General features: G+C 46.8%; 28 protein-coding genes. 17 read left to right on the top strand and 11 right to left on the bottom strand.

The window, feature by feature from the left end:
- Positions 1–15: 15 nt before the first annotated feature.
- A complete protein-coding gene (aroC, locus tag DKW60_RS02915; protein WP_109836162.1) occupies positions 16–1113 on the top strand; it encodes a chorismate synthase in 1098 nt (365 codons plus the stop codon).
- A 113-nt stretch (positions 1114–1226) separates the two neighbouring features.
- On the opposite strand, the gene DKW60_RS02910 is transcribed toward aroC, so the two are convergent.
- The 3 genes from DKW60_RS02910 to pilB all read right to left on the bottom strand — a co-directional run bounded on the left by DKW60_RS02910 (position 1227) and on the right by pilB (position 5160).
- On the bottom strand, positions 1227–2111 hold the full coding sequence (locus DKW60_RS02910) for a prepilin peptidase (RefSeq protein WP_109836161.1): 885 nt from the start codon (positions 2109–2111) through the stop codon (positions 1227–1229).
- A gap of 104 nt (positions 2112–2215) precedes the next feature.
- Positions 2216–3445: a type II secretion system F family protein gene (locus DKW60_RS02905; protein WP_109836160.1), complete on the bottom strand. Its 1230-nt coding sequence runs from the start codon at positions 3443–3445 to the stop codon at positions 2216–2218.
- A gap of 5 nt (positions 3446–3450) precedes the next feature.
- A complete protein-coding gene (gene pilB / locus DKW60_RS02900) occupies positions 3451–5160 on the bottom strand; it encodes a type IV-A pilus assembly ATPase PilB (protein WP_109836159.1) in 1710 nt (569 codons plus the stop codon).
- Between the two features lie 440 nt (positions 5161–5600).
- On the opposite strand from pilB, the gene ruvC reads away from it, so the two are divergent.
- From ruvC to ybgF, 10 genes are read left to right on the top strand one after another with little or no spacing between them, the layout of a single operon-like run.
- Entirely contained in the window at positions 5601–6107 is a 507-nt protein-coding gene (gene ruvC / locus DKW60_RS02895; protein WP_109836158.1) for a crossover junction endodeoxyribonuclease RuvC, read from the top strand.
- Between the two features lie 37 nt (positions 6108–6144).
- Positions 6145–6762 (top strand): Holliday junction branch migration protein RuvA, encoded by a 618-nt coding sequence (gene ruvA, locus DKW60_RS02890; RefSeq protein WP_109836157.1) that lies wholly within the window; start codon positions 6145–6147, stop codon positions 6760–6762.
- Positions 6762–7775 carry a Holliday junction branch migration DNA helicase RuvB gene (gene ruvB / locus DKW60_RS02885; protein WP_109836323.1) on the top strand — a complete coding sequence of 338 codons (1014 nt, stop codon included), beginning with the start codon at positions 6762–6764 and terminating at the stop codon, positions 7773–7775. The genes ruvA and ruvB overlap by 1 nt, the downstream gene beginning before the upstream one ends.
- Positions 7776–7829: 54 nt before the next feature.
- On the top strand, positions 7830–8306 hold the full coding sequence (gene ybgC, locus DKW60_RS02880; protein WP_109836156.1) for a tol-pal system-associated acyl-CoA thioesterase: 477 nt from the start codon (positions 7830–7832) through the stop codon (positions 8304–8306).
- On the top strand, positions 8307–8987 hold the full coding sequence (gene tolQ / locus DKW60_RS02875) for a protein TolQ (RefSeq protein ID WP_109836155.1): 681 nt from the start codon (positions 8307–8309) through the stop codon (positions 8985–8987).
- Between the two features lie 2 nt (positions 8988–8989).
- Positions 8990–9415: a protein TolR gene (gene tolR / locus DKW60_RS02870; RefSeq protein ID WP_109836154.1), complete on the top strand. Its 426-nt coding sequence runs from the start codon at positions 8990–8992 to the stop codon at positions 9413–9415.
- A complete protein-coding gene (gene tolA / locus DKW60_RS02865) occupies positions 9415–11136 on the top strand; it encodes a cell envelope integrity protein TolA (protein WP_109836153.1) in 1722 nt (573 codons plus the stop codon). The genes tolR and tolA overlap by 1 nt, the downstream gene beginning before the upstream one ends.
- 3 nt (positions 11137–11139) lie before the next feature.
- A complete protein-coding gene (tolB, locus tag DKW60_RS02860) occupies positions 11140–12396 on the top strand; it encodes a Tol-Pal system beta propeller repeat protein TolB (RefSeq protein WP_109836152.1) in 1257 nt (418 codons plus the stop codon).
- Between the two features lie 13 nt (positions 12397–12409).
- Positions 12410–13225 carry a peptidoglycan-associated lipoprotein Pal gene (pal, locus tag DKW60_RS02855; RefSeq protein ID WP_109836151.1) on the top strand — a complete coding sequence of 272 codons (816 nt, stop codon included), beginning with the start codon at positions 12410–12412 and terminating at the stop codon, positions 13223–13225.
- A 1-nt stretch (position 13226) separates the two neighbouring features.
- A complete protein-coding gene (gene ybgF, locus DKW60_RS02850; RefSeq protein ID WP_109836150.1) occupies positions 13227–14123 on the top strand; it encodes a tol-pal system protein YbgF in 897 nt (298 codons plus the stop codon).
- A 79-nt stretch (positions 14124–14202) separates the two neighbouring features.
- Here the strand turns inward: ybgF and rplI are convergent, their stop codons facing one another.
- The 5 genes from rplI to DKW60_RS02825 all read right to left on the bottom strand — a co-directional run bounded on the left by rplI (position 14203) and on the right by DKW60_RS02825 (position 16019).
- The gene (rplI, locus tag DKW60_RS02845; protein ID WP_109836149.1) at positions 14203–14706 is read right to left on the bottom strand and encodes a 50S ribosomal protein L9; all 504 of its coding nucleotides are present in this window, start codon (positions 14704–14706) and stop codon (positions 14203–14205) included.
- A 26-nt stretch (positions 14707–14732) separates the two neighbouring features.
- The gene (rpsR, locus tag DKW60_RS02840; protein WP_109824209.1) at positions 14733–14960 is read right to left on the bottom strand and encodes a 30S ribosomal protein S18; all 228 of its coding nucleotides are present in this window, start codon (positions 14958–14960) and stop codon (positions 14733–14735) included.
- Positions 14961–14977: 17 nt separating this feature from the next.
- Positions 14978–15346, bottom strand: coding sequence for a 30S ribosomal protein S6 (gene rpsF / locus DKW60_RS02835; protein ID WP_109836148.1), 369 nt, complete (start codon positions 15344–15346; stop codon positions 14978–14980).
- Between the two features lie 125 nt (positions 15347–15471).
- On the bottom strand, positions 15472–15777 hold the full coding sequence (locus DKW60_RS02830; protein WP_109836147.1) for a cell division protein ZapA: 306 nt from the start codon (positions 15775–15777) through the stop codon (positions 15472–15474).
- 11 nt (positions 15778–15788) lie between these two features.
- Positions 15789–16019, bottom strand: a complete 231-nt coding sequence (locus tag DKW60_RS02825) for a TIGR02449 family protein (RefSeq protein ID WP_109836146.1) — start codon at positions 16017–16019, stop codon at positions 15789–15791.
- A gap of 91 nt (positions 16020–16110) precedes the next feature.
- Here DKW60_RS02825 and DKW60_RS02820 point away from each other — a divergent pair, with 91 nt between their 5' ends.
- The 6 genes from DKW60_RS02820 to DKW60_RS02795 all read left to right on the top strand — a co-directional run bounded on the left by DKW60_RS02820 (position 16111) and on the right by DKW60_RS02795 (position 22128).
- On the top strand, positions 16111–16668 hold the full coding sequence (locus DKW60_RS02820; protein ID WP_146203421.1) for a UPF0149 family protein: 558 nt from the start codon (positions 16111–16113) through the stop codon (positions 16666–16668).
- 26 nt (positions 16669–16694) lie between these two features.
- Entirely contained in the window at positions 16695–18038 is a 1344-nt protein-coding gene (locus DKW60_RS02815; RefSeq protein ID WP_109836144.1) for an aminopeptidase P N-terminal domain-containing protein, read from the top strand.
- A 3-nt stretch (positions 18039–18041) separates the two neighbouring features.
- Complete coding sequence (gene ubiH / locus DKW60_RS02810; protein ID WP_109836143.1) at positions 18042–19289, top strand: 2-octaprenyl-6-methoxyphenyl hydroxylase; 1248 nt, start codon at positions 18042–18044, stop codon at positions 19287–19289.
- Positions 19286–20464 carry a UbiH/UbiF/VisC/COQ6 family ubiquinone biosynthesis hydroxylase gene (locus DKW60_RS02805; RefSeq protein WP_109836142.1) on the top strand — a complete coding sequence of 393 codons (1179 nt, stop codon included), beginning with the start codon at positions 19286–19288 and terminating at the stop codon, positions 20462–20464. The genes ubiH and DKW60_RS02805 overlap by 4 nt, the downstream gene beginning before the upstream one ends.
- Positions 20465–20489: 25 nt before the next feature.
- Positions 20490–21728 carry a cation:proton antiporter gene (locus DKW60_RS02800; protein ID WP_109836141.1) on the top strand — a complete coding sequence of 413 codons (1239 nt, stop codon included), beginning with the start codon at positions 20490–20492 and terminating at the stop codon, positions 21726–21728.
- 172 nt (positions 21729–21900) lie between these two features.
- Positions 21901–22128, top strand: coding sequence for a hypothetical protein (locus DKW60_RS02795; RefSeq protein WP_109836140.1), 228 nt, complete (start codon positions 21901–21903; stop codon positions 22126–22128).
- Positions 22129–22196: 68 nt separating this feature from the next.
- On the opposite strand, the gene DKW60_RS02790 is transcribed toward DKW60_RS02795, so the two are convergent.
- The 3 genes from DKW60_RS02790 to DKW60_RS02780 all read right to left on the bottom strand — a co-directional run bounded on the left by DKW60_RS02790 (position 22197) and on the right by DKW60_RS02780 (position 26715).
- Positions 22197–24371: a glutamine synthetase III family protein gene (locus DKW60_RS02790; RefSeq protein ID WP_109836139.1), complete on the bottom strand. Its 2175-nt coding sequence runs from the start codon at positions 24369–24371 to the stop codon at positions 22197–22199.
- Positions 24372–24562: 191 nt separating this feature from the next.
- Positions 24563–25366, bottom strand: coding sequence for an MOSC domain-containing protein (locus DKW60_RS02785; RefSeq protein ID WP_109836138.1), 804 nt, complete (start codon positions 25364–25366; stop codon positions 24563–24565).
- A gap of 143 nt (positions 25367–25509) precedes the next feature.
- A complete protein-coding gene (locus DKW60_RS02780; protein ID WP_109836137.1) occupies positions 25510–26715 on the bottom strand; it encodes a BaiN/RdsA family NAD(P)/FAD-dependent oxidoreductase in 1206 nt (401 codons plus the stop codon).
- Between the last annotated feature and the right edge of the window lie 46 nt (positions 26716–26761).

The following is a 26761-nucleotide window of genomic DNA, read 5'->3' as shown; positions in this document are numbered from 1 at the left end:
TTATTAGAGTTTGGTATGTCAGGAAATACGTTCGGAAAATTATTTACAGTGACTTCATTTGGTGAGAGTCATGGTCTGGCAATCGGTTGTATTGTCGATGGTTGCCCTCCGGGAATGGCTTTGACCGAAGCGGATATTCAAGGTGATCTTGACCGTCGTCGTCCGGGTACCAGTCGCCATACCACGCAACGTCGTGAGCCTGATGAAGTACAGATTTTGTCAGGTGTATTTGAAGGTAAAACGACTGGGGCACCAATCGCGCTGGTCATCAACAACGTTGATCAGCGTTCAAAAGACTACTCCAATATTATGGATCGTTTCCGTCCCGGTCACGCAGATTACACGTATTACAAAAAATATGGCTTCCGTGATTATCGAGGAGGTGGGCGTTCGTCTGCGCGTGAGACTGCGGTTCGTGTTGCTGCTGGTAGTATTGCTAAGAAATATCTGGCAGAGCGTTGTGGTATCAAGGTTCGTGGTTATTTATCACAGCTAGGGCCGGTGAAAGCTGACAAGTTTGATTGGGATGAAATTGAGAATAATCCGTTCTTCTGTCCTGATGCAGACAAAGTCGAAGAAATGGAAGCTTATATGGATGCTCTTCGCAAAGAAGGAAATTCCATCGGTGCAAAGATTTCGGTTATCGCCACTGGAGTGCCTGTTGGTTTAGGTGAGCCGGTGTTTGACCGTTTGGATGCTGATCTTGCTTTGGCGATGATGAGTATCAATGCAGCGAAAGGCGTGGAAATCGGTGCTGGTTTTGACTGCGTCACACAAAAAGGTACAGAGCACCGTGATGAAATTACGATGGATGGATTCCTGAGTAATCATGCGGGTGGTATTCTTGGTGGAATCTCATCAGGCCAAGATATTATTGTTCACACCGCCTTTAAACCAACCTCGAGTATGCGCTTACCGGGTCAGACGGTTGGGTTGGATGGTGAGCCAAAAGAAGTAATTACTAAAGGCCGTCATGACCCTTGTGTAGGGATTCGCGCGACCCCAATTTGTGAAGCGATGATGGCGGTGACGCTAATGGATCATTTGCTACGACATCGCGCACAAAATGCGGATGTCACAACTGAATTGCCGGATATCCCAGCTCAAGCATAAATATCAGCGAACGCATAATGACTGTCCCTAATACGATGGTTTTGCGTCGCTAATAAAAATGCCGGTAGTCGGAGTCGACACCGGCATTTTTTATGATCGGTTTTGTGGATAACTTAGCCGAGTTGGAAATATGCCGTCATGCCAGTCACAATATCATCCCGCCAGAGTAGCCCGATTAATCCTGCCAGTGCCAGCCAAGGACCATAAGGAATAGGGTGACTGTCTTTGCGGCGTTGAATCTTCATCATGGCAATACCGACAACAGCGCCTAGTAGTGCTGATGCAAAAATGGTAAAAGGCAGAATCTGCCATCCACCCCATGCCCCAATTGCCGCAAGAATTTTGAAGTCGCCATAACCCATGCCATCCTTGCCCGTTACCAGTTTGAATAGCTGGAATACACTCCAAAGAGACATGTAGCCCACAATTGCACCAATAACGGCACTGTTGATATCGGCATAGAATCCATTGAGATTGACCAGTAATCCTAGCCACATGAGCGGCAAGGTTAAGCTATCCGGCAATAACATCGTGTTAGCGTCGATCATTCCCAGTGTAATCAAGGTCCACGCGAACACCAACATTGCCAACATGGGCCAGCCATAACCGAATTTCCATGCGATAAGCATCGACAACACCGAGGTCAGAATTTCAATAATCGGGTATTGCTTAGAAATTTTAGTCTTGCAGCCTTTGCACTTACCACCCAGCATGAAGTAACTCAGTACAGGAATATTTTCCATTGCTGAGATTTGATGGCCACAAGTGGGACAGCATGATCGTGGGACGAAGAGATTGAAGCGCTCCAGAGTCTCGGGAATGTAGTCAGGATCTTTCTCATGGATGTGTGCTGAGCACTCCGCATCCCATTCGCGCTGCAACATAATTGGTATGCGATGAATTGCAGCGTTCAAGAAACTGCCAATCAGTAAGGAAAAAATCCCAACCACAGTGATCAAAAATATCGGACTGTGTTCAAGGAGTGCAAGTAGTTGCATGATAAAAGAGCCCCTGTATGGCATATCCACGCCATTATTCTATGTGAGAGGTCGCAGCAAGCGATTATGCTGCGACATTGTTTTATTTTATGATTTACAGCTTTTTAGCCGACCACTGCGCCGAGCTTGAATATTGGCAGGTACATTGCGATAACTAATCCACCAACAATGACACCAAGCACAGCCATAACCAACGGCTCAATCTGCTTAGACAAAGTATCCACTAAGTCATCGACTTGCTCTTCAAAGTAATCTGCTACTTTATTCAGCATTTCCTCCAATCGTCCTGACTCCTCACCGATCTTTGTCATTTGTACTACCATGCTTGGGAAGCGTTGCGTGGTTAACATTGAGGTGTTGAGCTGCACACCTTTCGAGATATCGTCTTTAATCTGCAATGTCGCATTTTGATAGAGTCGATTACCGGTACTACCCGCAACAGAGTCCATCGCTTCCACCATAGGAACACCGGCGGCGAACATGGTTGATAAAGTGCGTGCAAAACGTGCAACCGCTGATTTTTCGATAATAACACCCATGACTGGGATTTTAAGTGCCAGTGTATCCACAAACACATTAAATTTCTCTGAGCGCTGTTTCGCTTGGGTGAATGCTATACCAATCACGATGATCGCGAGAATTGGTTGCCACCAAGAGGCTTGCAGCCATTCGGAGAGACCAATAACCCATAAAGTAAATGCAGGTAGATCCGCTCCGAAGCTCTCAAAGATGCTCTTAAACTGCGGGATTACCCAAATCAACATAATAGCGGATACTACCATCGCCATTATCAGTACCATAACCGGGTACATCATCGCTTTTTTAACCTTAGCCTTCATCGACTCGGTTTTTTCTTTGTAGGTCGCGATTTTTTCTAGCATATCCTCCAGTGACCCGGAGTGCTCACCCGCCTTTACAAGACTTACAAATAGGTCGTCAAAGTGCTTAGGGTGATTCGAGAGGGCAGTACCAAGATCTGCACCACTCTCAATATCCTGAGTGATCTTTTTGATTAGCGTTTGCATGCCCGCTTTTTCATGACCACTACCAATCAACTGAAGTGACTGAACCAATGGTACACCTGAACGCATCATTGCGGTAAGTTGTCGTGCAAAGTAAGCGATATCTGCGGGACCTACGCTAGCGCCTAAGAGTGGCTTGCGTTTGGGCTTTATGACGCGTGGTTGGATACCGCGACGTCGTAATGTGGCACGCAACATATTGGCATTGGCTGCCTGCTCTTCACCGCGTATTTTTACGCCGGCTTTATTTTTACCTTCCCAGATAAACGTAGGTTGTTCTTTAGGAAGTGCTTTTTTTGCTACTGTGGCCATAAGTTTTAATCCTTAGTTACCCGCTCGACTTCTGCCAGAGTGGTTATCCCTTGGCGCACTTTATCTAGTGCGGATTGTCGTAGGTCGTTAATATTTTCTGATTGAGCTAATTCTGCCAGCTCTAACGCATTACCATTCTCCATAACCAGCTTTTCCATATTGGCTGAGATAGGCATCACCTGATAGATACCGACACGTCCTTTATAGCCGCCGGAACACTCACCACAACCGTTAGCTTCATAGATGGTAAGGTCATCCAGTTCATCAGGTGAAAAGCCGATTTGTGTGAGCACATCAGCGGGAATATCTGCAGGTTGCTTGCAAGACTTACAAAGTCTTCTGGCTAATCGCTGAGCAACAATAAGGTGAACCGTAGAGGCGATATTGAAAGGGGGGATACCCATATTCAATAGACGTGTCAGTGTTTCAGGTGCGCTGTTTGTGTGTAGTGTTGATAATACTAAGTGACCAGTCTGTGCCGCTTTCACAGATATCTCAGCCGTTTCAAGGTCACGAATCTCCCCCACCATAATGATGTCAGGATCTTGTCGAAGAAACGCTCTTAGCGCACTAGAGAAAGTCAGCCCAACTTTGTCATTTACGTTAACCTGATTAATGCCAGGTACCTGAATTTCAGCTGGATCTTCCGCTGTAGAGATGTTTTTCTCTGAGGTATTCAATAGGTTAAGGCAAGCATAAAGCGTTACCGTTTTACCACTACCGGTTGGTCCGGTAACCAGCATCATGCCATCAGGTTTGGCGATAGCTGCCATCAAGTCGGCTTTTTGTTTGTCATCAAAACCCAGGTTATCAATACCCAACGATGCAGTATCTGAATCAAGAATACGCATTACGATTTTTTCACCGTAAAGCGTGGGTAAGGTGTTTACACGGAAGTCGATGAATTTGTCTTCTCCCACCTGAAAGTGTATTCGTCCATCCTGAGGGATGCGTCTCTCAGAGGAGTTAAGTTCCGCCATTACCTTGATGCGCGAAGTCATTTTTCGGGCAATGCCTTTTGGAGGCATACTGACTACCTGCAAAATACCATCGATACGATAGCGTACCCGCAGAATCTTTTCATAAGGTTCGATATGGATATCAGACACGCCTTTTTTAATGGCGTGTGACAAAAGCTCGTTCACGAATTTAGTAACATCCGTACCTTCGTCATCATCCTCTTCATCTTTCTTCTGTAGGGTAGATGTACCCACAACCAGATCCTGGCTGTGTGCTTGCGAAGTAATTGACAGACCTGCTGCCATATCCTCGCCACTGTCAGAGCCAAAGATTAATTTACGTAGTTTGTTATGCTCAACAATGACCGGCTCAGGCACAAGCTTGGTAGTTACTTTGATGTCACCTAGCTCAAAGCTGTAATGAGGGTCGGCAATCGCAACAATTAACGCACCACCGATAGTAAACAGTGGAACAGCCATAAGCCGTTTCATCATGTCATCGGGAATAAGGTCTTGCATCTCGGGCGCAATAGTGATGGCATCCAGGTCGACAAAGCTTAAGCCGTACTGATTACTACATGCGGTCGCAAGCTCAATGGAATCAACAATCTGCCGATCCAGTAGGTGCGTAACAATGGGTTTTTTTCTATCAGAAGCATCCCTGACCGCACGCGCTGCTGTATCACCGTCCAGTTTGCCGTTATTGACAAACGTCTGGACGATCGCAGGTAATGTAGATTCAGTACTTGTGGTCATTATGGATGGACTCTTATTTTTATTATTGTATTTATTACAGCCATGCTACGACGATTCGATAAGGGGTGAAAGTGTGTCCGGATAGTCGGTTATGTGTTTGAGTGTATGTGTTAATATCAGCCACAAACCTACAGTACTAAGTATGACTGCACTTTCTATGACACAGACTGAACAAGTATTTTTAAGCTATAGCCATACTGACTTGGATGCAGCCATTGCATTGCGACTAACCCTATAAATTCTAAAATTAGAGACAGCAGCCGACGTTAATAAGCGATATGCTATTATCATAAAAAACGACGGAGTGCTTATGCACGCAATAGAGTTTGAAGCAGATATTGAAAATGGTGTGATCAGAATTCCTGACGCCTCTGAGCACTTGCGTCAGCCTCTAGGCCTAAATACGATCTCAATAAACCTAAAATAATTATTCTAAAAAAATGGCAATCACACGAATTATCGGTATAGATCCCGGCTCACGCATCACCGGCATCGGTGTTGTTGACAGCGACGGACGTCACAATAAACACGTATACAGCACTTGCATACGCATGGGGAAACAATCATTTCCAGAGCGCTTAGGCATGATCTATCAGGGCATAACCGGCATTATCCAAACCTATCAACCGCAAGCTATGTCGATTGAAAATGTCTTCGTCTCCAATAACCCATCCTCCGCACTTAAATTAGGGCAGGCGCGTGGCGCAGCGATTTGTGCGGGTGTAATGAGTGGCTTAGAGGTGCATGAGTACAGTCCCAAAGAAGTGAAGCAGTCGGTCGTGGGAAAGGGGAGTGCTGATAAGGAGCAAGTTCAGCACATGGTGAAGATTTTACTCAATCTGTCAGGCCGCTTGCAGATTGATACCTCAGATGCCTTAGCTGTTGCCTTGAGTCATGCTCATTATGGGGCTTACAAATCTAAAATTGCACAAGCTACAAGAAAATGATAACAATGCCGCAGACAATCACTAAAGAGAAAACCGCATGATAGGAATGCTCCGAGGGAAACTGATTTATCGTCAGGCGCCGGATTTAATGTTGGATGTCAATGGTGTCGGCTATGAACTGCAAGCCTCAATGACTACATTTTATGACCTGCCGGAGTTGAATCAGGAAGTGACGCTGCACACGCATTTTATTGTGCGTGAAGATGCGCAGGTGCTGTATGCGTTTAGCTCCACCAATGAACGTGAACTATTTCGCACCTTATTAAAGGTGAATGGTGTCGGTCCGAAAATGGCTTTGGCGATTGTATCCGGTATGACAGTGAATGAGTTTGCCGAGAGAGTACGTGATGGTGATGTGACAGGATTAACTCGGTTGCCGGGTGTGGGGAAGAAGACGGCCGAACGTTTGATTATTGAAATGCGTGATCGCTTACCAAAAGCATTGCCTGATTTAGAAGGGCAAGCAGGTGAGCAAGCAACGATAGATACTAGCTCCACAGGTTCTCCAAAAGATTTGGAAGAAGAGGCGGTCACGGCATTACTGGCTCTGGGTTATAAACCCGCAGAAGCCAGCCGCATGGTCAGTCGCCAAGCGAATCAAGGCTTATCGGTTGAGGTGATGATCCGTAATGCGCTTAAGGATTCCTTGTCATGATGGATGATGATAATCGGGTCATTTCACCGGTTGCCGGGCTTGATGAGTTAATGACGGAAGAGAAAATCCGTCCGCAATACCTGAGTGATTACGTCGGGCAACCTGTTGTTCGCGAGCAAATGGAAATCTTTATTCCGGCTGCTAAGGCGCGTGGCGAGGCATTGGATCACGTATTGATTTTTGGTCCTCCGGGTTTAGGTAAAACAACACTCTCTCATATTATTGCTAATGAGCTAGGCGCTAATTTACGTCAAACTTCTGGCCCCGTTCTGGAAAAAGCAGGGGATCTCGCCGCATTACTGACAAACTTAGAACCGCATGATGTGTTGTTTGTGGATGAAATTCACCGACTCAGTCCAGTGGTTGAAGAAATCTTGTATCCTGCCATGGAAGATTTCCAGCTGGATATTATGATAGGTGAGGGGCCTGCAGCACGATCGATAAAGCTAGACCTGCCTCCATTCACTTTAGTTGGCGCAACTACGCGCGCTGGTCTGTTAACATCGCCATTGCGTGATCGTTTTGGCATTGTGCAGCGGCTGGAATTTTATAACGTGCCTGATCTACAATATATTGTGACACGTGCAGCGGGGATATTAGGGGTTCAAATCGATGATGGGGGTGCTTATGAAGTTGCACGCCGTGCCAGAGGAACACCTCGAATAGCCAACCGTTTGCTGCGTCGCGTCAGAGATTATGCTCAAGTCAAAGCTGATGGTATGATAAATGCCAGTATTGCTGATCAGGCATTGAATATGCTCAATGTTGATCAACAAGGTTTTGATCATATGGATCGACGTTTATTGCTGGCAGTGCTGGAAAAATTTGAAGGTGGGCCAGTCGGTATTGATAATATAGCCGCTGCAATTGGTGAAGAGCGTGGGACAATAGAAGATGTATTAGAGCCCTATCTCATTCAACAAGGTTATTTAATGCGAACTCCTCGAGGGAGAATGGCGACACGCCTGGCGTGGGATCATTTCTCATTAAGCATGCCGGACCAAACTACGTAAAGCTTTGTAAATGCAAAAGCTCCTTAAGTAAAAAAATGATAATTTGGAGAAGCTGTGCCAGCCACTCAATTCAATTCTGATTTATTTGTATTTCCGGTGCGGGTCTATTATGAAGACACCGATGCTGGTGGTGTCGTTTATCACTCCAATTATCTGAATTTTTTTGAGCGCTGCCGTACGGAATGGTTGCGTCATCTCGGTTATGAACAAGATGAACTCAGAGCAAATCACGGAATTGTGTTTGTGGTCAGATCGGTCAATATAAATTATTTGAAACCAGCCCTATTCAATCAGCAACTTATGGTGACGGCTGAGGTCATAGAATTGGGCGGTAGTAGCCTGAAAATGGAACAGAAAGTCCTTCATGGCCGAGGCTCTGGAGAAGTCGATACACTAGCACAGGGCAGTGTCAGTCTTGTGTGTGTCGATATGAATAAATTTAAACCAACACGGATTCCTGATGATATCAGAGAGTCTTTAACATCAACGGAAGCTCACACTAGCTCGTCAAATGCCAAGGGGAATATTTGAATGTCATTCGATCATTCAATTCTGTCACTGATACTGGAAGCCAGTATTGTTGTTCAGGTCGTAATGGGACTGTTGTTACTGGTCTCTTTGATTTCATGGACAATCATTCTTGTTAAATCATCACAAATTAACAAAGCCCGTCGTAATCAGGAAAAGTTTGAAAAGCGTTTCTGGAGCGGTGTTTCCTTAGATAAATTGTATGATGACTTGTCTTCAAAGACCGGAAAGAGTGGTTTAGAGACGATGTTCTTCAGTGGTTATCATGAGTTTTTAAGAGCGCGTCATACCGAAGGTGGTCTTCAGGTGCCCGCTGTGATTGGTGCACAGCGTGCGATGCGCGTTGCAGAATCCCGTGAGCTGGAAAAGCTGGAAGGTAATCTGTCTTTCCTGGCAACAGTAGGTTCAACCAGCCCATATGTGGGGCTGTTCGGTACGGTTTGGGGGATTATGAATTCCTTCTTATCATTGGGTCAGATGCAGCAGGCATCACTGGCTGTGGTTGCGCCCGGTATCGCTGAGGCCTTGATTGCAACGGCGATGGGACTGTTCGCGGCAATTCCTGCGGTTATTGCCTACAATAAATTTAGTGATGGCGTCGATCGTGTTGCAACGAATTATGAAAATTTCCGTGAAGAGTTTACGACATTGCTTGAACGTCACAGCAATCGTACTGGAGCGTAACGATGGCGCGTCGTAGTCGGGGCGGTCGTCGCTCAATGGCCGATATGAATGTTGTGCCATATATAGATGTCATGTTAGTGCTGTTAGTCATCTTTATGGTGACAGCACCGATGATGCAAACGGGTATCGAACTGAATCTGCCAAATGCTGATACCACTCCAATTGTTAACAATAGTGGTAGCACTGCTGTTGTGATCTCAGTAGATGAAACGGGGCAATACTTTGTGGATGGCAGTGATGCGTTGGATTTGGATGAGTTGGGTGACTTAATTAGCCGTGAGCTAAGTCGTTCTAAAGAAAAGCCTGTTTATATTCGTGCTGACAAAGAGGTGTCTTATGGCTTTTTGATGCAAGCTATGGCGGCAGCTCAACAAGCAGGGGCAACTAACATTGGCCTGATGGCTGATCCGGACGCGCTGAAAAACTGATGATGAAAACGCTTCTCAGGCATCCTTTTGCATTTATTCTGGCCATCATTCTGCATGGTCTGATTGCTCTGTTATTTGTGATTAGCTTTGATCTGCATTTGGTGGAAGGGTCACTAGGAAAGATATCGCCCGTCAAAGTGATGCTCAATTCACAAGCTATTAGCGAACTCCAATTAGAGCCAACGCCTGAACGTGATACACCTGATCCGGTAATGGATGCTGCGGCATTACAGGCTGAGTTGGAGAAGCAAGCACTTGAGAGTGCTGAAAAGGCTGAGCAAGAAAGGCTCGAAGCAGAGTTGGCGGCAAAAGCAGAGCAGGAAAGAATAGAGGCAGAGTCGCTGGCTCAAGCCGAAGCAGAGCGTATGGCTCAGGAAGCGGCTGAAAAGGCCTCGCAAGAAGCTGCAGAACAAGCCGAAGCTGCCAAGGAGGCAGCACGTCAAGCTGAAGAGCAGGCTCAGGCAGCAGCTCAAGCGGCTAGAGAAGCAGAAGAACAAGCGACAAAAGAGGCGCAAGCTAAAACAGAGCAAGAGCAAGCAGAAAAAGAAGCACGACTAAAAGCCGCTCAAGAAGCGCAAAGAAAAGCAGAAGAAGAGGCGGCCGAGCAAGAACGCCAAAGACAATTAGCAGAGGCCGCAAGAAAAGCGGCAGCTGCTCAGGCGGCATTGGTCGCTAAGCAAGCGAAAGAGGCAGCAGAAGCCAGAGAAGCCGCTAAAGCTAAAGCAGCCGCTGAGGCAAAGGCTCAACGTGAGCGCGAGGCAGCTGCAGCAAAAGCTAAGCAAGAGCGCGAAGCGGCGGCGGCAAAAGCAAAACTTGAAAAACAGAGGGCTGAAGCTGAGGCGAAGCGACAACAAGAGATTGCTGCTGCAAAAGCACGTGCCGAAGCCATCAAAAAGCGTCAGGAAAGAGAAGCCGCGATTGCTAAGGCAAAGGCTGAAAAAGAAGCCGAGGCATTACGCGCTAAACGACAGCGTGAAGAACAGGCGCGAATTGCAAAACAGAAGGCAGAGGAAGCTGCGCGCTTAAAAGAGCAAGAGCGAAAGCGGGCAGAGGCGGAGCGTGCGCGCATAGCCAAAGAAAAAGCGGAACAGGCTTTGATTGCGAAGCGTCGCGCTGAGTTTGAAGCGAAAAAACGAGAAGAGGCGCGAAAGAAAGAAGAAGAGGCCGCCAGAGCAAAAGCTGAGCGAGCTCGTTTGGCTGCTGAGAAGAAGCGTAAAGCCGAGGAGGCAAGAAAGGCTGCTGAAGCCAGAAAAGCGAAAGCACTTGCTGAGAAGAAGCGAAAAGAAGCAGAAGCCAGACGCGCAGCAGAGGCCCGTAAGAAAGCTGAAGCTGTGAAAAGAGCGCAAGCCGAGGCTGAACGTAAGCGTGTTGAGGCGGCCAGAAGGCGAGCTGAAGAACAACGCAAAGCTCAGGCTGCCGCAGCCGCAAGACAGCGACAAGCTGCTGCTCAGGCGCAGCGTGCTGCGTTAAACCAATGGGGTGCCCAGATAGAGAGGCATGTTAAACAACGTTGGTTCCCTCCACCAGGTAGCGGGGGGCAGGTTGCTAAAGTTCGGTTGCAAGTTAGCTCCAGTGGATATATAAGAGGCCAAATACAGTTTCTACAATGTGGTGATCCGGGCTTTTGTGCGTCTATCAGAGATGCCTTTGCCCGATCTGAACCGCTGCCAAGCCCACCACGAAACGTGTTGGACAGAACACTATTGATTACGATGGACTAACTTATGAAAATTAATAAACTAATTCGTAGCTTTGTATTTTTACTTGCCCTCGCGATGGCGGGATCAGCCTGGGCAGATTTAGAGTTGAGGATTTCTAAAACCAGCAACCGGGGTATACCGATTGTGGTTGCTCCTATTGCAGGTGGTGCACATGCCATTATTGAGGCCGATTTGAATCGTAGCGGACGCTTTAAAATTGTCAGTTCGCAGCGTGCAACTAATATGGCTACATTTGGTTCAACACTGGATCCTGCCAGATTAAAGATGTTGGGAGCAGCGTTTCTGGTGCGTGGTCGACGGACACAGGCAGGTTTGGATATAGAGCTCATTTCAACCGCTACCGGGCAGCGTGATGCCAGTTATCGGATTGGTAATCTGCCTAATCAGCGGCGTGTTGCTCATCAGGCAGCTGATAAGATATTTGAACAGTTAATTAAAGTGAAAGGTGCTTTTGATACCCGTCTTGTCTATGTGACCGTCACAGGCCGTGCGATTAGTGATCGTGTGTATCGTTTGTTTGTAGCTGATGCGGATGGTTACAACCCAAAAGAGATTTTGACATCGCGTAAACCGGTAATGTCGCCGAGCTGGTCGTTTGATGGTAGTCAAATTGCCTATGTATCATTTGAGCGTGGCACGCCAGCAATTTTTGTTCAGAATATATTTACTGGTCAAAAACGCATGGTGTCATCACGAAGAGGTATCAACGGCGCGCCGAGTTGGTCGCCTGATGGACGTAAGTTGGCATTGAGTTTGTCGGTGGATGGTAACCCGGAAGTCTACATACTCAGTTTGGCTAATGGTGCGTTTAAACGACTAACTAACTCAAGAGCAATTGACACTGAGCCAAACTGGACTGAGGATGGGCGTTCGATTATATTTACCTCAGACCGTGGCGGTCGCCCGCAACTGTATGAAATATCAGCAAATGGTGGTGGCGCTAAGCGTGTAACGTTCGATGGGAGTTATAACTCTGCGGCAGATGTCGTAGGAAAGAAAATTGCATTTGTGCGTCGGGTATCGGGTGCCTTTCGTATAGCTGTAATGGAAAAAGGGAGTCGTGGTGCGAACGTAGTATCTGATGGGCGTTTTGATGAATCGCCATCACTTGCTCCTAATGCCACTATGGTGGTGTACGCAACACAGAATAACGGGCGTGGTACATTATCGGTTGTTAGTGATAATGGTTACGCGAAACAAGAATTATTTTCGCCAGCGGGTGAGGTGCGAGAACCCGCATGGTCACCTTATTTAAGATAAAAGGAAAAACCAAATGAATTCAACAAAATGGATAGTCCCCTTGATTGCAGCGAGTGCTTTGGTGATCAGTGGTTGTTCACAGACACAGCAAACAGTTAAGCCTGCTAATGCTGCCAACCGTATTACGACTGGTACTGGAGCTGGTACATCAGGATCTAATGCTGGTTTAATTCCGGGTAGTCGTCGCGGTGTGGGTGTGACAACGGCTGGTAATGCGCTTCGTGGCTCTTCTGGTCTTGGTGGTAGCACTTCATCAAGCTTTGGTGGTGCAACCAGCACTAGCTATGGTGATGGACGCGGTAATTTGATTAATGGAATCGGCTCGGGCTCTGGTTCCGGCTCTTCTGGCTTTGGCTCAGGTGGCAGCAACTTCGGTAGTGGTGGATCTGGTTCAGCCGGTGGTCTAGGTGGTTATGGTAACTTTGACAATCGTTTGGGTGGCAGTGGTGCTGGTGACTACAAAGTGACGGATCTTAATGATCCTAATAGCATTTTGTCTCGTCGTGTCATCTACTTTGCTTATGATCAGTCAACCATTGAGCCGGAGTATTTTGAGATTCTTGACGCTCATTCTGAACTATTAGCAAGTAATCCGAATCTTACTGTTCGTTTAGAGGGTCATGCCGACGAGCGTGGTTCTCGTGAATATAATGTTGCGTTGTCTGAGCGACGTGCCCAATCTGTGAAGCAATTCATGGATCTGAAAGGCGTAGGCTCAGAGCAATCGCAAACTGTTGCATACGGCGAAGAGCTCCCGGTTGATCCTGGTCATAATGAGAGTGCCTGGAGCAAAAACCGCCGTGTGGAGATCAAATATATAGGACGTTAATATGCTCTACTCCTTACGCAAATCTTTAATTGCGGCAGGGTTCTTGACTGCACTGGCGGTTCCGCCAGTGCATGCAGTCAGCCCGGATGAACTGTTCGAAGTATTACAGCGCATTGAGTCACTGGAGAACGAAATTCGTTTTCTGAGAGGTGAGAATGAACAATTGCGCTATGATATTGAGGATGTAAAAAATACGCAGAAGTCGACATTCATCAGAATTGACGACCGTATGGATGATTTGTTTAGGTCAATCAATTCATCGAGTTCAAACTCCGTTACACCACCTTTGGCTCCATTAGCTTCAGTGTCTCCTCCTCCAGTGCTAACGACTCCTGTGGAGAAGTCCGTTACTCCTGCTTCGGTAGTCACAAAGTCCCCGGCAGCGCCTGCTTTGGTTGAGTCAAAAACTGAAGTAAAACCTGTAGTCGCGCAAGCAGCAAAGCCAGCTTCGGCTAAAGTACCGGCAGCTGCCGCTAAGGTTGTACCGGTAAGTTTAAGTGTTCCTGCCAGTAGTGCAGAGCAAATTGCCTATAACGCCGCACTTAGCAAAATGCAGTCGCAGCCAGCTGCAGCAATCGCGCAGTTTCGTGGTTTCCTGAAGAAGCATCCTCAAAGTCCTCTGGCGCCAAGTGCGCAGTATTGGCTGGGTGAGATGATGTACTCAAGCCGAAACTACCAGGGTGCGATTGATGAGTTTGTGACGGTGTTGCAAAACTATGGTACGAGCCCTAAAGCGCCAGATGCGGCTGTCAAACTTGGTTTAAGTTTTTATGAAATGAAGAACTGGGTTTATGCGCGTCGTACACTGGAAGATGTGATGAGAAATTATCCTCAAACATCGGCTGCAAATACCGCTCAGATGCGACTTGCTAAGATGAAAGCAGATAATCTATATTGATATTTGACTGACTGATGTTAAAACAAAAAAGCCTGATCAATGATCAGGCTTTTTTATTGGTTCGATATTGAGCTAAGACTTAGTCTTCGTCAACAAACGTACCGATTGATTCAGCTTTTTCCACAACTTCAACAACGTTGTCAGAGTGGATGATAACTTTCACTGTCGCGTCAACATCAGTGTGTAGGTGGATACCTACTTCGTGTTCACCAACGTTACGGATTGGGCCTTCAGGCATGCGAACGTTACGACGCTCAACCTCAAAACCAAGTTCCTGAAGTGCTTCAGCAATCTCATGGTTAGTGATAGAGCCAAACAGCTTGCCTTCGGAGCCAGCGTTAGCTTCCAGTTTGATCTCTGTCCCATCAAGCTTAGCGCGGACAGCTTCAGCAGCCGCTGTAGCTTCTGCTGCAACTTTTTCTAACTCAGCACGAATTTCTTCGAAAGCTTCGATGTTAGCTTTAGTTGCGATCTTAGCCTTACGACGTGGAACTAAGAAGTTACGTGCAAAACCTGCACGTACGTTGACGATCTCGCCCAAAGAGCCGAGATTATCAATTTTTTCCATTAAAATAACTTGCATGATAATTCACCTATTTTGAGCAGGTTTTACTTGTGCTGATCCGTATAAGGAATCAGAGCCAGGTAGCGTGCGCGCTTGATAGCAGTCGCCAATTGACGCTGATATCTGGCTTTTGTGCCAGTTACACGACTTGGCACAATCTTGCCCGTCTCAGTAATGTAGGCTTTAAGGGTATCAAGATCTTTATAATCGATCTCTTTAACGTTCTCAGCCGTGAAACGGCAGAACTTTTGACGACGAAAATAACGTGACATAGTAAACTCCGAATTAATTAAGCGTCAGAAGCTGCTGGTGCAGGTCTTCTTGCTGGTCTTTCTTCCGCTTTTTCTTTGCTCAGCAAAGAAGCTTCAGTGTCAGCACTGTCGCGACGGATAGTCAGGTTGCGAAGTACAGCATCGTTGAAACGGAAAAGATCTTCCAGTTCAGCCAATGTGCTGCTATCACATTCGATGTTCATTAGTACGTAGTGGGCTTTGTGCAACTTAACAATTGGGTAAGCCAGAGGACGGCGTCCCCAGTCTTCCAAACGGTGAACAGCACCGCCGTTGTCAGTCATCAGCTTGCTATAACGCTCGATCATAGCAGGCACTTGTTCACTCTGGTCAGGATGGACCAGGAACACAACTTCATAATGTCTCATTTAAGATTCCTTATGGATTAAACAGCCCTTTGAAATTCAAAGAGCAAGGAAGGGCCGAGACCCAGTAGGGGCGCGATTATGGGACAAGTGATGTTACTTGTCAATGCACTGTCAAAAACAGGTGATTAGTCGCTGATAGTTTCCAGAGAGCGGTGGATTTTTGCTTGTAAATCATCCAGTCGCGTGATCACATCCATATCAATGTTAGCAACCTGACCTTTTGACATCAGCATTTCATGGGCGATATTAATAGCGGCCATGACCGCGAGTCTTTCAGAGCTTATGATTTTACTGCCGCTGCGTATTTCGCGCATTTTATCATCAACATGTTGGACCGATGATAATAAAGCAGCATGCTCATCAGGAGGGCAAGAAATCGTATATTCCTTGTCGAGTATCTTTGCTGAAACGGGAATGGGTTTATCTGACATGGGGCGAGATCCTAGGCATTTTCCATCGCTTTTAAACGCTGAATCATCGCTTCGACCTGAGTGCGAATTTTATCATTCTTAGCATGAAGCTCAGCACGTTCTTTTATTAGTTGTGACTCTTTGGCTTTGAGAGACTGATTTTCATCGAATAAACGTTCGCTGACCGCGATTAACTGCGACAGCGTTGTTTCGAGTTCGAGGACTTGTTCTTTTAAGCGTGAATCTGTGTTGTTTGTATCCATAATTTCTCATCTTAGTCCAGAGCGGAAAGGCGGGTCAAACAATTTGCATGATGATACTATAGACGACCTTATAAATGTTCAGATTATTGATATGAATAAACCGATTGATTATGACGATGTAGCAGGCTGCTTAGAGAGAGCAGGTTTAGAGCTACTTCCTTCCGAAGTTCACGGAATTGCCTGTGGCATGCTGGCGGGTGATAACGCTGCGGATAAAATCAAATGGGTGCAGGAATTGGTACCAGCGATTGAGCAGGGCAATGTGCTGCAGAATGATGCTATCCGTGAAATGGGTAATCTGTTTGATCGTGCTCAGCGTGAAATGCAAGACAGCCAATTCAGGTTCGAATTGTTTTTACCTGAAGATGACGATTCCTTGGCAACCCGTATGGAAGCATTGCAGGACTGGTGTCAGGGTTTTATTCTTGGAATGACCATGGTGGGTATCAAAGACTACAGCGCGCTCCCGGAAGACTCGCGTGACTTGTTGGAAGATTTTGTCAATATCGGAACCTCCGGTGAATTTGACTTTGATGATGAGCAAGAATCCGAAATTGCTTTCACCGACATTTCTCAATATGTACGGGTAGGCGTGCTGCTGATCAATGAAGAGCTGCAACCAATGCGCCAAAGTGCCACTATTCATTAATATAAAAATGACGGAATAAATTAAGCATGAAAAACAACAATCCTGTTTTGCCAGCAAAAGAGTTCGCCGACCGCCGCGAACAATTAATGAGCATGGTCGGGCCCGATGGAATCGTTATTGTGCCTTCGGCTACTGTGTTGATTCGTAACCGTGATGCCGAGTTCCCGTTTCGTCAGGATAGTGACTTTCAGTACTTAACCAACTTCAACGAGCCTGATGCTGTTGCAGTGTTAGTACCTGAGCGTGAAGAAGGTGAGTTTATTCTGTTTTGCCGTGAGAAAGACCCACTGACCGAACGTTGGACAGGTCGTATGGCAGGTTTGGATGGTGCGCGTGAGTTGTATCAGGCTGATGATGCGTTTCCGATTGAAGACATTGATGAAATCCTGCCAGGTCTAATGGACCGTCGTGAAACCGTTCACTACAGTATGGGTGTGAATACAGAGTTTGATAATCAGGTTATGTCATGGGTCAATGCGTTGAAAGCTAAGATTCGCAATGGTGTGAACCCTCCCCACGAGTTTGTATCGCTTGATTTGTTGTTACACGACATGCGCCTTTATAAAACGAAGGCGGAAATAAAGCTGATGAAGCATGCTGCAAAAACATCGGTAGCGGCCCACGAGCGCGCGATGAAAATCTGCGAGCCCGGTATTAATGAAGGTCAACTTGATGCTGAATTTCTGCATGCGTTTCGTTGGAATGGCATGGTGCCAGCTTATACAAGCATTGTCGGTGGCGGTGAGAATGCATGCGTCTTGCACTACATTGAAAACAATAAACCGCTTGAAGATGGTGACTTAGTTCTAATCGATGCTGGTGCAGAATACGACTGCTATGCCAGCGACATTACACGCACATTTCCAGTAAATGGTAAGTTTAGTGAGCCACAGCGTCAGATTTATCAGGTCGTGTTAGACGCTCAATATGCTGCCATTGAAGCCGCGCAGCCGGGAAATACTTGGGATGACCCACATGCCGCTGCCGTTAAAGTAATTAGTCAGGGATTGTTGGACTTAGGTTTACTGGAAGGAGACCTGGAGACCATCATTGAAGAGGCGACTTACCGTGAATTCTTCATGCACAAGACCGGTCACTGGTTAGGTATGGATGTGCATGATGTTGGTGATTACAAGATCGATGATGAGTGGCGTGTGCTTGAGCAAGGCATGGTGCTGACGGTGGAGCCGGGTATTTATATTAATCCTGACCCGAAGATCGATGAGAAGTGGTGGAATATTGGTGTGCGCATCGAAGATGATGTGTTGATTACGCGTGACGGCAATGATGTTCTGACCGGAAAGCTGGTTAAGGAAGTGGCAGAGGTCGAAGCGCTAATGGCTAAAGGAAAAGCCGAACGAGCAGGATAAATCATGCAAACTGCATTTGATGTGTTGATTGTCGGTGGTGGAATGGTCGGTGCAAGTCTGGCCGTCGCCCTCAAAGATTTGCCAATAAAAGTGGGTGTTATAGAGGCATATCCTTTTGAAGCATTACAGCAGCCTGCTTATGATGACCGTGCTATTGCCTTGTCGTATGGGGCTGGTCAGATTCTTCGGGGCATGGGTGTTTGGTCATCCATTGAAGCAGTCGCAACGCCTATTGATAGTATTCACGTATCTGACCGAGGTCACTTCGGCGCAACACGGTTGAGCGCTAAGCAGCAAAAAGTGCCGGCTTTGGGCTATCTCATCCAAAGTCGGGATTATGGCTCGGTTCTACAGCGCGAGTTAGTCCACAGTGATGTGACTTTATTTCAACCAGCTCAGGTGTGCTCGATCGAAGATGCTGACGACACTTTGACTGTTTCAATCTCGCAAAATGCCGATACTGACGTTGTTTCAGAAGCACGCTTGAGCACTAAGCTACTCATTGCCTGTGATGGCGCAAACTCCAAAGTGCGTGACATGGTGGGAATAGAAGCAAAGCAGCATGATTATCAGCAGGTTGCCGTGGTTGCGAATGTTACCACCCAAAAGCCTCATAATAATCAGGCATTTGAGCGCTTCACTGAGCAAGGTCCCATTGCTTTATTACCCATGTCAGAAAACCGTAGTTCATTGGTGTGGACATTGGGTGTTGAGCACTATGAAGCTGTGTTAGCGCTTGATGATGCTGGTTTTTTAAAAGCGCTTGGTGAGGCTTTTGGTTACCGTTTAGGGCGCTTTGTCAAAGCTGGCAAACGAAGTTTCTTCCCTTTAAAGCTAACATCGGTCGAGCAGTTTACGACTCACAGAGTGGCTGTGATTGGTAATGCGGCACATGCTTTACATCCGGTTGCGGGGCAGGGACTGAATCTTGCGTTGCGCGATATTGCAGATTTGGCTAGCCAGATTGCAGAGTCTATGTTGGGTGACGATGACTTAGGTTCGGCTAAGCTACTCGATGCGTATGCCACACATCGAAAAAATGACACCAACAGAACCATCCGATACACCGATTCTCTGGTTAAGATCTTTTCAAATGATCAGTTTTTACTGGGACATGCGCGTGCGGTCGGTTTAATGATGGTTGACCGTCTGCCGCCATTAAGACGGTTGCTTGCTAAACAAAGCATGGGAATGACTCATCGTCAATCGCGTTTATCACGTGGTCTGCCATTACTGGAGAAGCAGCTATGACAATCTTGCAGTTTGATGCGGTTATTGTGGGAGCAGGCATTGTTGGTGGCACATTAGCAGGCTTGCTGATAAAGGGTGGTCGAAAGATTGCCGTTGTTGAGCCACGTTTGCCGGAACCATTCGAGCCAGAGAGTGACTTTGAGTTGCGTGTATCAGCGATTAGTCGTGCCTCGCAGCGAGCACTCGTTGAGGTATCGGCATGGGAAAGAGTCTTAGCCAAGCGCGCTCATGCCTATGAGGCGATGCAGGTCTGGGATGCTGGTGGTTCGGGCGAGATAAGGTTCGATTCAAGTGAGATGGGTGAGGCGGATTTGGGACACATCGTTGAAAACAATGTGATTCAGTCAAGCCTGTTAGAAGTGCTTGCGAAGAACACGCATGTCACCCTATTTACGCCGTCAAAAGTCGTTTCAATGAGTAACACAGAATCTGGCGGGCGCCTGATAACGCTGGATACGGGTGAACAACTTAGCGCAAACTTAATCGTGGGTGCAGATGGCTCACAGTCTGTGATACGTGATCTGGCAGGGCTATCGGTAATGCGAGAAGACTACGGTCAAAAAGGTTTGGTCACTGTCGTCAAAACAGAACAGGCACATCAGAATACAGCTTGGCAGCGCTTTTTGTCTGGTGGTCCTTTGGCGTTTCTTCCGCTAGATAACGGTTACAGCTCAATCGTATGGACGCTTCCGGCCGATAGAGCGGACCGTCACCTCAAACAATCCGAAGATGAGTTCAAACGTGTGCTGGCTGAGGCGCTGGATTATCGTTTGGGGGCTATTACTGATATTGGGCCAAGGGCTGCGTTTCCTCTCATGGGGTCACAGGCGTCAGCCTACATTGCGACAGGTGTTGCACTGGTAGGCGATTCGGCACATACCATTCACCCTTTAGCCGGACAGGGCGTCAATTTAGGCATTAAGGATGCAGTTGCTTTAGCTGAACTATTATCACCCTTGTCGAGTCGGGAATGGGGTAGTCACAAACGTTTGCGGCAATACGAACGTGCCCGTAAGGGTGATGATGTATTAACCATGAAAGTGATGGAAGGGTTCAAAACACTCTTTGGGCACGATGCTGATGTGGTTAAGCTCGCCAGAAATACCGGCCTCAATATATTTAATTCTATTCCCCTGTTAAAGCAGCAGATTATGCGCAGCGCCATGGGTCTGTAAAAACAATAGTAAAAAAGGGTACACAATGGATCTCATCCAAACATTTGCAGCGCTAATCACCTTAGCGGCTTTGTTTAGTTATATAAATCACCGCTTTATCAAGCTACCAACCACCATTGGTTTGTTGGTGATTTCACTGGTGTTGTCACTCGCGCTGATTGCTTTAGGGAAATTGGGTGTGCCGCTTGAGGGCTACGCGCAAGTGCTGCTTCAACAGGTCGACTTTAATAAAGCACTGATGGAAGGCATGTTGAGCGCACTGTTATTTGCAGGAGCTTTGCACGTCAGCATTGAAGACTTACGGGAGCAGAAGTGGGTTGTTGCCACTCTGGCGAGTGTCGGTGTGATTTGTTCCACCTTTATGGTGGGTTTTGCTTCGTTCTATATTTTTGGATGGTTCGGTCTTGATATACCGCTGATTTATTGCCTGCTTTTCGGCTCTTTGATTTCACCGACAGACCCAATTGCTGTGCTTGGCATTCTGAAACACTTGGGTGCACCTAAATCACTAGAGACAAAAATTGCCGGTGAGTCATTATTTAATGATGGTATAGCAGTTGTAATCTTTATTGTGATGTTAGGGATAGCAGGTGTGGGTGGTCATGGTGATGAGGCTGTCAGTGCCGGTAGCGTTATCAAGCTATTTTTGCAAGAAGCCGTTGGTGGTGTTGGCTTTGGTTTGATCGCAGGCTATCTGGTAAATCGTATGTTAGCCAGTATCGATAGCTATCAGGTAGAAATTCTGTTGACGCTGGGCTTAGTGTTCGGTGGTTATGCCTTGGCAGGTGCATTGCATATTTCGGGGCCAATTTTCGTGGTTGTGGCTGGTTTGTTGATTGGTAATCGCGGACGAAAATATGCCATGTCGGATCGCACCCGTGAGCATCTGGACGACTTCTGGGAGCTGATTGATGAGATTCTTAATGCCGTGTTATTTGTATTGATTGGTCTTGAGGTGTTAATCCTAAGCTTCGACATGACTTACGTTTATGCCGGTCTGGTGATGATTCCGTTAACACTCGGTGTGCGCTTTATTACCGTGGGTATTCCTGTCTCGATTATGAAACTGCGTAAGACTTTTACGCCTAACGTGGTGCGTATTTTAACCTGGGGTGGTTTGCGCGGAGGTATTTCCATTGCCTTGGCATTAACACTCCCGGCTGGCGAGTCACGAGAAAGCTTATTAGTGATCACTTATGTAGTCGTTATTTTTTCAATTATTGTGCAGGGATTGACCGTCGGAAAATTAATCAAACCTGAGTAGCTGCTCTTTACTTTAGGTGGCGTATAGACAATACTAAAAAATCAACATTCAGACCGTATCGAGTCGGAATCCCCGACGACTTTCGTCATAAATGCGGTTGTTTTCGTCGACAATGTACTTAGCCAACACAAACGGACGTGCGCGTGGCTAAGTCTGCACCCGAGGTTGAGATATGTATGAAATTGTTATACCTGTGATTGCCGGTATCCTCATCGGACTAGCTATCGCATTATTGTCTTTTCGGTTGGCCTCTAAAGAGCAAATTAAGAACGCCAAACAGCAGGGCATGAACCTGATCTATAAGGAAATAGTGACGAAGCGTAAATACAAAGATTATCAATATAGTGATGAGGTGAAGAGGGTGATGGATAAAGTCCATCTGTCTCAGATACTGGAATAACACTTCGCTACAAAACAAAAAAGGCCACTGATAAAAGTGGCCTTTGTCTTACTGTGAGTAGCGAAAGATTACTTAATGAAAAGCATCTCACGGTACTTAGCTAGTGGCCACATGTCGTCAGCAACTTCGCCTTCCAGTGTATCAGCATGAGCACGTACTTCATCCATCAGGCCGCGAACATCATTTGCAAGGAACTGCATGTGCTCGTCAGTTGATGCGAAGTCTTCCTTCTCAAGTGCAGCGCTTAGCTTGGCTACAGCAGCCATCATTGCATTCGCTTCGGAAGCAACAGTAGCAGCAGTAGTCTTGTCGAAGTCGATACCCATGTCCTTCAGGTCATCAGCCGTGCTAGCCAAGCTAGCCAGGTAAGAGACAGCCGCAGGGTAGATTGAAGTCTTAGCCATTTCTACAACAAGCTTAGCTTCTACTTCGATTGACAGAATGTACTGCTCTGAGTAAACCTCGTAGCGGCTAGCCAGCTCAACAGGAGATAGTACGCCAGTCGAGTCAAACAGCTTGATCACTTCTTCAGAGTTGAACGCTGGAAGTGCATCTGCTGTTGTTGGGATGTTCTTCAGGCCACGCTCTTCAACAGCCGCTTTGTGCCACTCATCAGAGTAACCGTCACCGCCAAATACTGCGTTACCGTGAAGCTCCATTAGCTCTTTAAGTACTGCAATAACTGCTGCATTCCTGTCAGCGCCACCGTTAAGTGCTGCTTCGAGTTTTTCAGCAATCCAGTTCAGAGAGTCAGCAAGCATAGTGTTCATTGCAACCAATGGGCCAGATACTGACTGAGCAGAACCTACCGCACGGAACTCAAAACGGTTACCAGTGAATGCGAATGGAGAAGTACGGTTACGATCACCCGGATCACGAGTGAAGTTCAGGATTTGATCCAGACCTAAGTCCATCTCGCCGCCTTCAGCAACTGCTTCTAGTTTGCCATCTTTAATGTCGTTGTAAACTTGCTCAAGCTGGTCGCCCAAGTAAACAGACAGGATAGCTGGAGGTGCTTCGTTAGCACCCAAACGGTGGTCGTTACCTGCAGAAGCGATGACCGCACGTAATAATGGTCCATAAAGGTGCACGCCTCGAATTACTGCACCACAAAAGAGCAAGAAGTTCAGGTTTTCGTTTGGTGTCTTACCTGGATCTAACAAGTTACCTTGTGTTGGGTTACCAACTGACCAGTTAACATGCTTACCAGAACCATTGATTCCTGCGAATGGTTTCTCATGTAGAAGACATAGGAAACCGTGTTCCTTTGCAGTCATCTTCATCACAGTCATTAGCAACTGCTGGTGATCTGCTGCAACGTTTGCTGCTTCAAAGTAAGGAGCGATTTCAAACTGACCCGGTGCAACTTCGTTGTGGTGAGTTTTCGCCGGGATACCTAAACGATAGAGTTTGTCTTCGAAGTCCTGCATGAAGACCTGTACGCGTGAAGGAATAGCACCGAAGTAGTGGTCATCAAATTCCTGACCTTTCGCAGCCGGAGCACCGAACAATGTACGACCAGCAAGTAGCAGGTCAGGGCGGCTGTTTGCAAAGTTAGCGTCAACCAGGAAGTATTCCTGCTCAGCACCACAGCTAGAGTTCAGTGTAGCGATTTCTTCTTCGCCCATTAGCTTTAGTACTTTCTGTGCAGCATCGTTCATTGCTGAGTTAGAACGTAATAATGGGATCTTTTTGTCTAGTGCTTCACCAGTCCATGACATAAATACACTAGGAATCATTAGTGTAGCGCCATTGTCAGTCTGCATAACGTACGCAGGGCTGGTTGGGTCCCAAGCAGTGTAACCACGTGCTGCGTTAGTCATACGCAGGCTACCATTCGGGAAAGAAGAACCATCTGGCTCGCCTTTGATCAACAGGCTGCCAGTGAATTCTGTGATGCAGTTACCTTCAGGGGTTGTGATGATGAAGCCGTCGTGCTTCTCAGCAGTCGCGTTCGTCATTGGGTAGAAAATGTGAGAGAAGAATTTAACCCCTTTCTTCGTCGCCCATTCTTTCATTGCAGCAGCAACAACATCCGCTGTTGCAGGGTCTAGTGGCTCACCAGTTTGTGATGTCTTCTTAATCTTTTTGTAAGCGCTTTTAGAGAGTGCTTCTTCCATCTTAGCCAGATTAAATACGTCACAGGCCCAGATTTTGCTCAATGCCTTAGGCTCTTTCACATCCATCGGTGTACGGTTAGTGATTTGATGGATTGCTTGCTGTCGGCTTTCGTTGCCACTCATACTTAGTTCCTCGGTATAGTTTTAAATCGCATTTCACAGGTTATTGTAAGCAAAATCCATGCCATTGTTAATATTCCCTTAATGAGTACGCTATCTTACTGATTTTTCGTCGGCTGGTTCAAAATAGGGCGAGATTTGGAAAAAATCTAATCTATTTGATTTAAATGGTTGCACTAATTTGGTGCGAATTGTTATAAAGCTTTGACTTCATCGCCAACGGAAATCATTGAGCCAACTGCTTCAGAGGTAAGTCGTACGTTGATGCCCATCAACGGCTGGCCTGCCTCATTGTGGTGCTTTTCCATCAATGCTTTCATCGGCTGTTTGTCAGGATGCGCAATGCCCGAGTCGGGGTCGCGCGTTGTTAATATGCACCTTACACAGGTATCGAGCATTTCAAAGCTGACGTTACCAATCTGGAAGTGGGTCCAGTTGTCTTCAGCGAATGCCTCAATCCCGTCGACAATAATATTTGGTCGAAAACGTCTGGCATCATACGGTACGCCACCCCAGTCGCAGCCTTGTTTCATACTGGCTTCACTGGCGATTAGTAGCGGTGCTGCATCTGCAAAGCTCGTTTCAAGGTCGTACTTGCCTGAGTGTCGGGATTTAGGTGTCCATAGGGCAATTCGGCTGGTTTTACCTAGGATGCTGCTAATCCACTCAGCGGCTTGCTCGCCCGCATCAATAGCGTTGATTTTGTCACGCCAGACCTGACCAGCTAGAGAGGTATTAGTGTCTGCTGCATTGGTAAAAGGAATTATGCAGTCGGAGGCTTGTTCAGGGTGGCTCAGCATCCAATGATCTGTATTCATCCGTACGTTAATGCTAAGCAATTGTGGGTTGTGGCGCGAAGTGATGAAGATTCCTTTTTCATCAACTGCCATTAGGCGTCGGTCGTTTAGCATGCCTTCTGCATCAAAACCTGTACAGGGCAATGAAATGCCTTGGGCAGATTTTAAGGGGTAGGTGATGAGTTTTGTGACGGTGATCATAGTTATCCTTGGCTACTTGGGGGCGGAATTCCTGTATTAGCATTACACAGACCTTGCTGCCACAGGCTGTGGCGAAGCAATGTTAATACCGGAGTGCTCTGGTTATTTGTTGCTGTAGTGCTTGTGTCGTACTTTCCTTAAGTCTAAACATATTGACCCGCACACCAGCCAGACGCCCAAGCCCACTGAAAATTATAACCTCCAAGGTGTCCTGTGACATCGACGCTTTCACCGATAAAATACAGGTGAGATATTTTTTTACTTTCCATGGTTTTGGATGATAATTCGTTGCAGTCAACGCCGCCCAGTGCAACCTCAGCTGTACGCATGCCCTCTGTACCGTGGGGTTTTAGTTCCCACTCGCTAAGTTGTGTTGCAATAGTTTGTAATTCATTTGGTGTGTATTGTTTCATCGGTTTGCTGGCAATGAAGAGTTCGCACAATCTGGCAGCAAGTCGTTTTGGAAGAGCGCGTGCTAGTAATGTTTTGAGCTCTGCATTGGGGTGTTCAACTTGCTGGTCCATTAACCAGTCCTCAGCATTGTGTTCTGGTAATAAGTTCACACTAATGCTGTCACCCAATCTCCAGTAAGATGAGATTTGTAGGGTAGCAGGACCACTTAGTCCACGATGAGTAAATAATATCGCTTCTTTAAAGCTCGTATTATTAACCGTTAAAATGACGTCCACTGCAGTGCCGGATAATTCCCGAAACAATAATTCCAATTCTTTTTCAGGGAAGGTAAAGGGGACTAGGGCAGCGGTGAATGGGTAGGTATTGAGGTTAAACTGTTTAGCAACCCGAAGGCCAAAGTCAGTTGCTCCCATTTTAGGGATAGAGGGGCCACCGCTGGCAATGACTAAAGAGTTTGCCGTGTAAACCCTCTCTTGTGTGATAATCGTAAACTGCTGTGAGGCATCGTCTGTAGTCTCATTGCTATGTTTGGTGATAGTGTCCACTTCGCTGTTTAGTTCAACTTTAACATCCGCCTCACGACATTCCGCCAGCAACATATCCACAATCGCCCCAGCTTTTTGATCACAAAACAATTGCCCCAGTGTTTTCTCTGTCCAGCTCAATCCATGCTTTTCCACCAAACCAATAAAGTCCCATTGTGTATAGCGGGAAAGGGCGGATTTGCAGAAGTGTGGGTTGTGTGAGAGGTAGCAATCAGGTTCTGTGTAGAGGTTGGTGAAGTTACACCGGCCACCTCCGGATATCAGAATCTTACGTCCCGCTTTATTCGACTTTTCCAGTACCAGAACGGATCGTCCGCGTTGTCCTGCCTGAATAGCACACATCAGGCCAGCTGCGCCTGCACCAATAATAATTACGTCAAAGTGAGTCAATGGGTAGTCCGTGTGGGGTTACTAGTAAACGCATGGGATAACTAAC

This window comes from Leucothrix pacifica (assembly GCF_003172875.1).
Lineage (GTDB): Bacteria > Pseudomonadota > Gammaproteobacteria > Thiotrichales > Thiotrichaceae > Leucothrix > Leucothrix pacifica.
The sequence above is the reverse complement of the archived record's forward strand: the minus strand, read 5'-3'. Positions and strand labels throughout refer to the sequence as shown.

Coding starts and splice junctions, on each gene's coding strand:
- aroC (WP_109836162.1), top strand. CDS start 16: ATGTCAGGAAATACGTTCGGAAAATTATTTACAGTGACTTCATTTGGT.
- DKW60_RS02910 (WP_109836161.1), bottom strand. CDS start 2,111: ATGCAACTACTTGCACTCCTTGAACACAGTCCGATATTTTTGATCACT.
- DKW60_RS02905 (WP_109836160.1), bottom strand. CDS start 3,445: ATGGCCACAGTAGCAAAAAAAGCACTTCCTAAAGAACAACCTACGTTT.
- pilB (WP_109836159.1), bottom strand. CDS start 5,160: ATGACCACAAGTACTGAATCTACATTACCTGCGATCGTCCAGACGTTT.
- ruvC (WP_109836158.1), top strand. CDS start 5,601: ATGGCAATCACACGAATTATCGGTATAGATCCCGGCTCACGCATCACC.
- ruvA (WP_109836157.1), top strand. CDS start 6,145: ATGATAGGAATGCTCCGAGGGAAACTGATTTATCGTCAGGCGCCGGAT.
- ruvB (WP_109836323.1), top strand. CDS start 6,762: ATGGATGATGATAATCGGGTCATTTCACCGGTTGCCGGGCTTGATGAG.
- tolQ (WP_109836155.1), top strand. CDS start 8,307: ATGTCATTCGATCATTCAATTCTGTCACTGATACTGGAAGCCAGTATT.
- tolR (WP_109836154.1), top strand. CDS start 8,990: ATGGCGCGTCGTAGTCGGGGCGGTCGTCGCTCAATGGCCGATATGAAT.
- tolA (WP_109836153.1), top strand. CDS start 9,415: ATGATGAAAACGCTTCTCAGGCATCCTTTTGCATTTATTCTGGCCATC.
- tolB (WP_109836152.1), top strand. CDS start 11,140: ATGAAAATTAATAAACTAATTCGTAGCTTTGTATTTTTACTTGCCCTC.
- pal (WP_109836151.1), top strand. CDS start 12,410: ATGAATTCAACAAAATGGATAGTCCCCTTGATTGCAGCGAGTGCTTTG.
- ybgF (WP_109836150.1), top strand. CDS start 13,227: ATGCTCTACTCCTTACGCAAATCTTTAATTGCGGCAGGGTTCTTGACT.
- rplI (WP_109836149.1), bottom strand. CDS start 14,706: ATGCAAGTTATTTTAATGGAAAAAATTGATAATCTCGGCTCTTTGGGC.
- rpsR (WP_109824209.1), bottom strand. CDS start 14,960: ATGTCACGTTATTTTCGTCGTCAAAAGTTCTGCCGTTTCACGGCTGAG.
- rpsF (WP_109836148.1), bottom strand. CDS start 15,346: ATGAGACATTATGAAGTTGTGTTCCTGGTCCATCCTGACCAGAGTGAA.
- DKW60_RS02830 (WP_109836147.1), bottom strand. CDS start 15,777: ATGTCAGATAAACCCATTCCCGTTTCAGCAAAGATACTCGACAAGGAA.
- DKW60_RS02825 (WP_109836146.1), bottom strand. CDS start 16,019: ATGGATACAAACAACACAGATTCACGCTTAAAAGAACAAGTCCTCGAA.
- DKW60_RS02820 (WP_146203421.1), top strand. CDS start 16,111: ATGAATAAACCGATTGATTATGACGATGTAGCAGGCTGCTTAGAGAGA.
- DKW60_RS02815 (WP_109836144.1), top strand. CDS start 16,695: ATGAAAAACAACAATCCTGTTTTGCCAGCAAAAGAGTTCGCCGACCGC.
- ubiH (WP_109836143.1), top strand. CDS start 18,042: ATGCAAACTGCATTTGATGTGTTGATTGTCGGTGGTGGAATGGTCGGT.
- DKW60_RS02805 (WP_109836142.1), top strand. CDS start 19,286: ATGACAATCTTGCAGTTTGATGCGGTTATTGTGGGAGCAGGCATTGTT.
- DKW60_RS02800 (WP_109836141.1), top strand. CDS start 20,490: ATGGATCTCATCCAAACATTTGCAGCGCTAATCACCTTAGCGGCTTTG.
- DKW60_RS02795 (WP_109836140.1), top strand. CDS start 21,901: ATGTATGAAATTGTTATACCTGTGATTGCCGGTATCCTCATCGGACTA.
- DKW60_RS02790 (WP_109836139.1), bottom strand. CDS start 24,371: ATGAGTGGCAACGAAAGCCGACAGCAAGCAATCCATCAAATCACTAAC.
- DKW60_RS02785 (WP_109836138.1), bottom strand. CDS start 25,366: ATGATCACCGTCACAAAACTCATCACCTACCCCTTAAAATCTGCCCAA.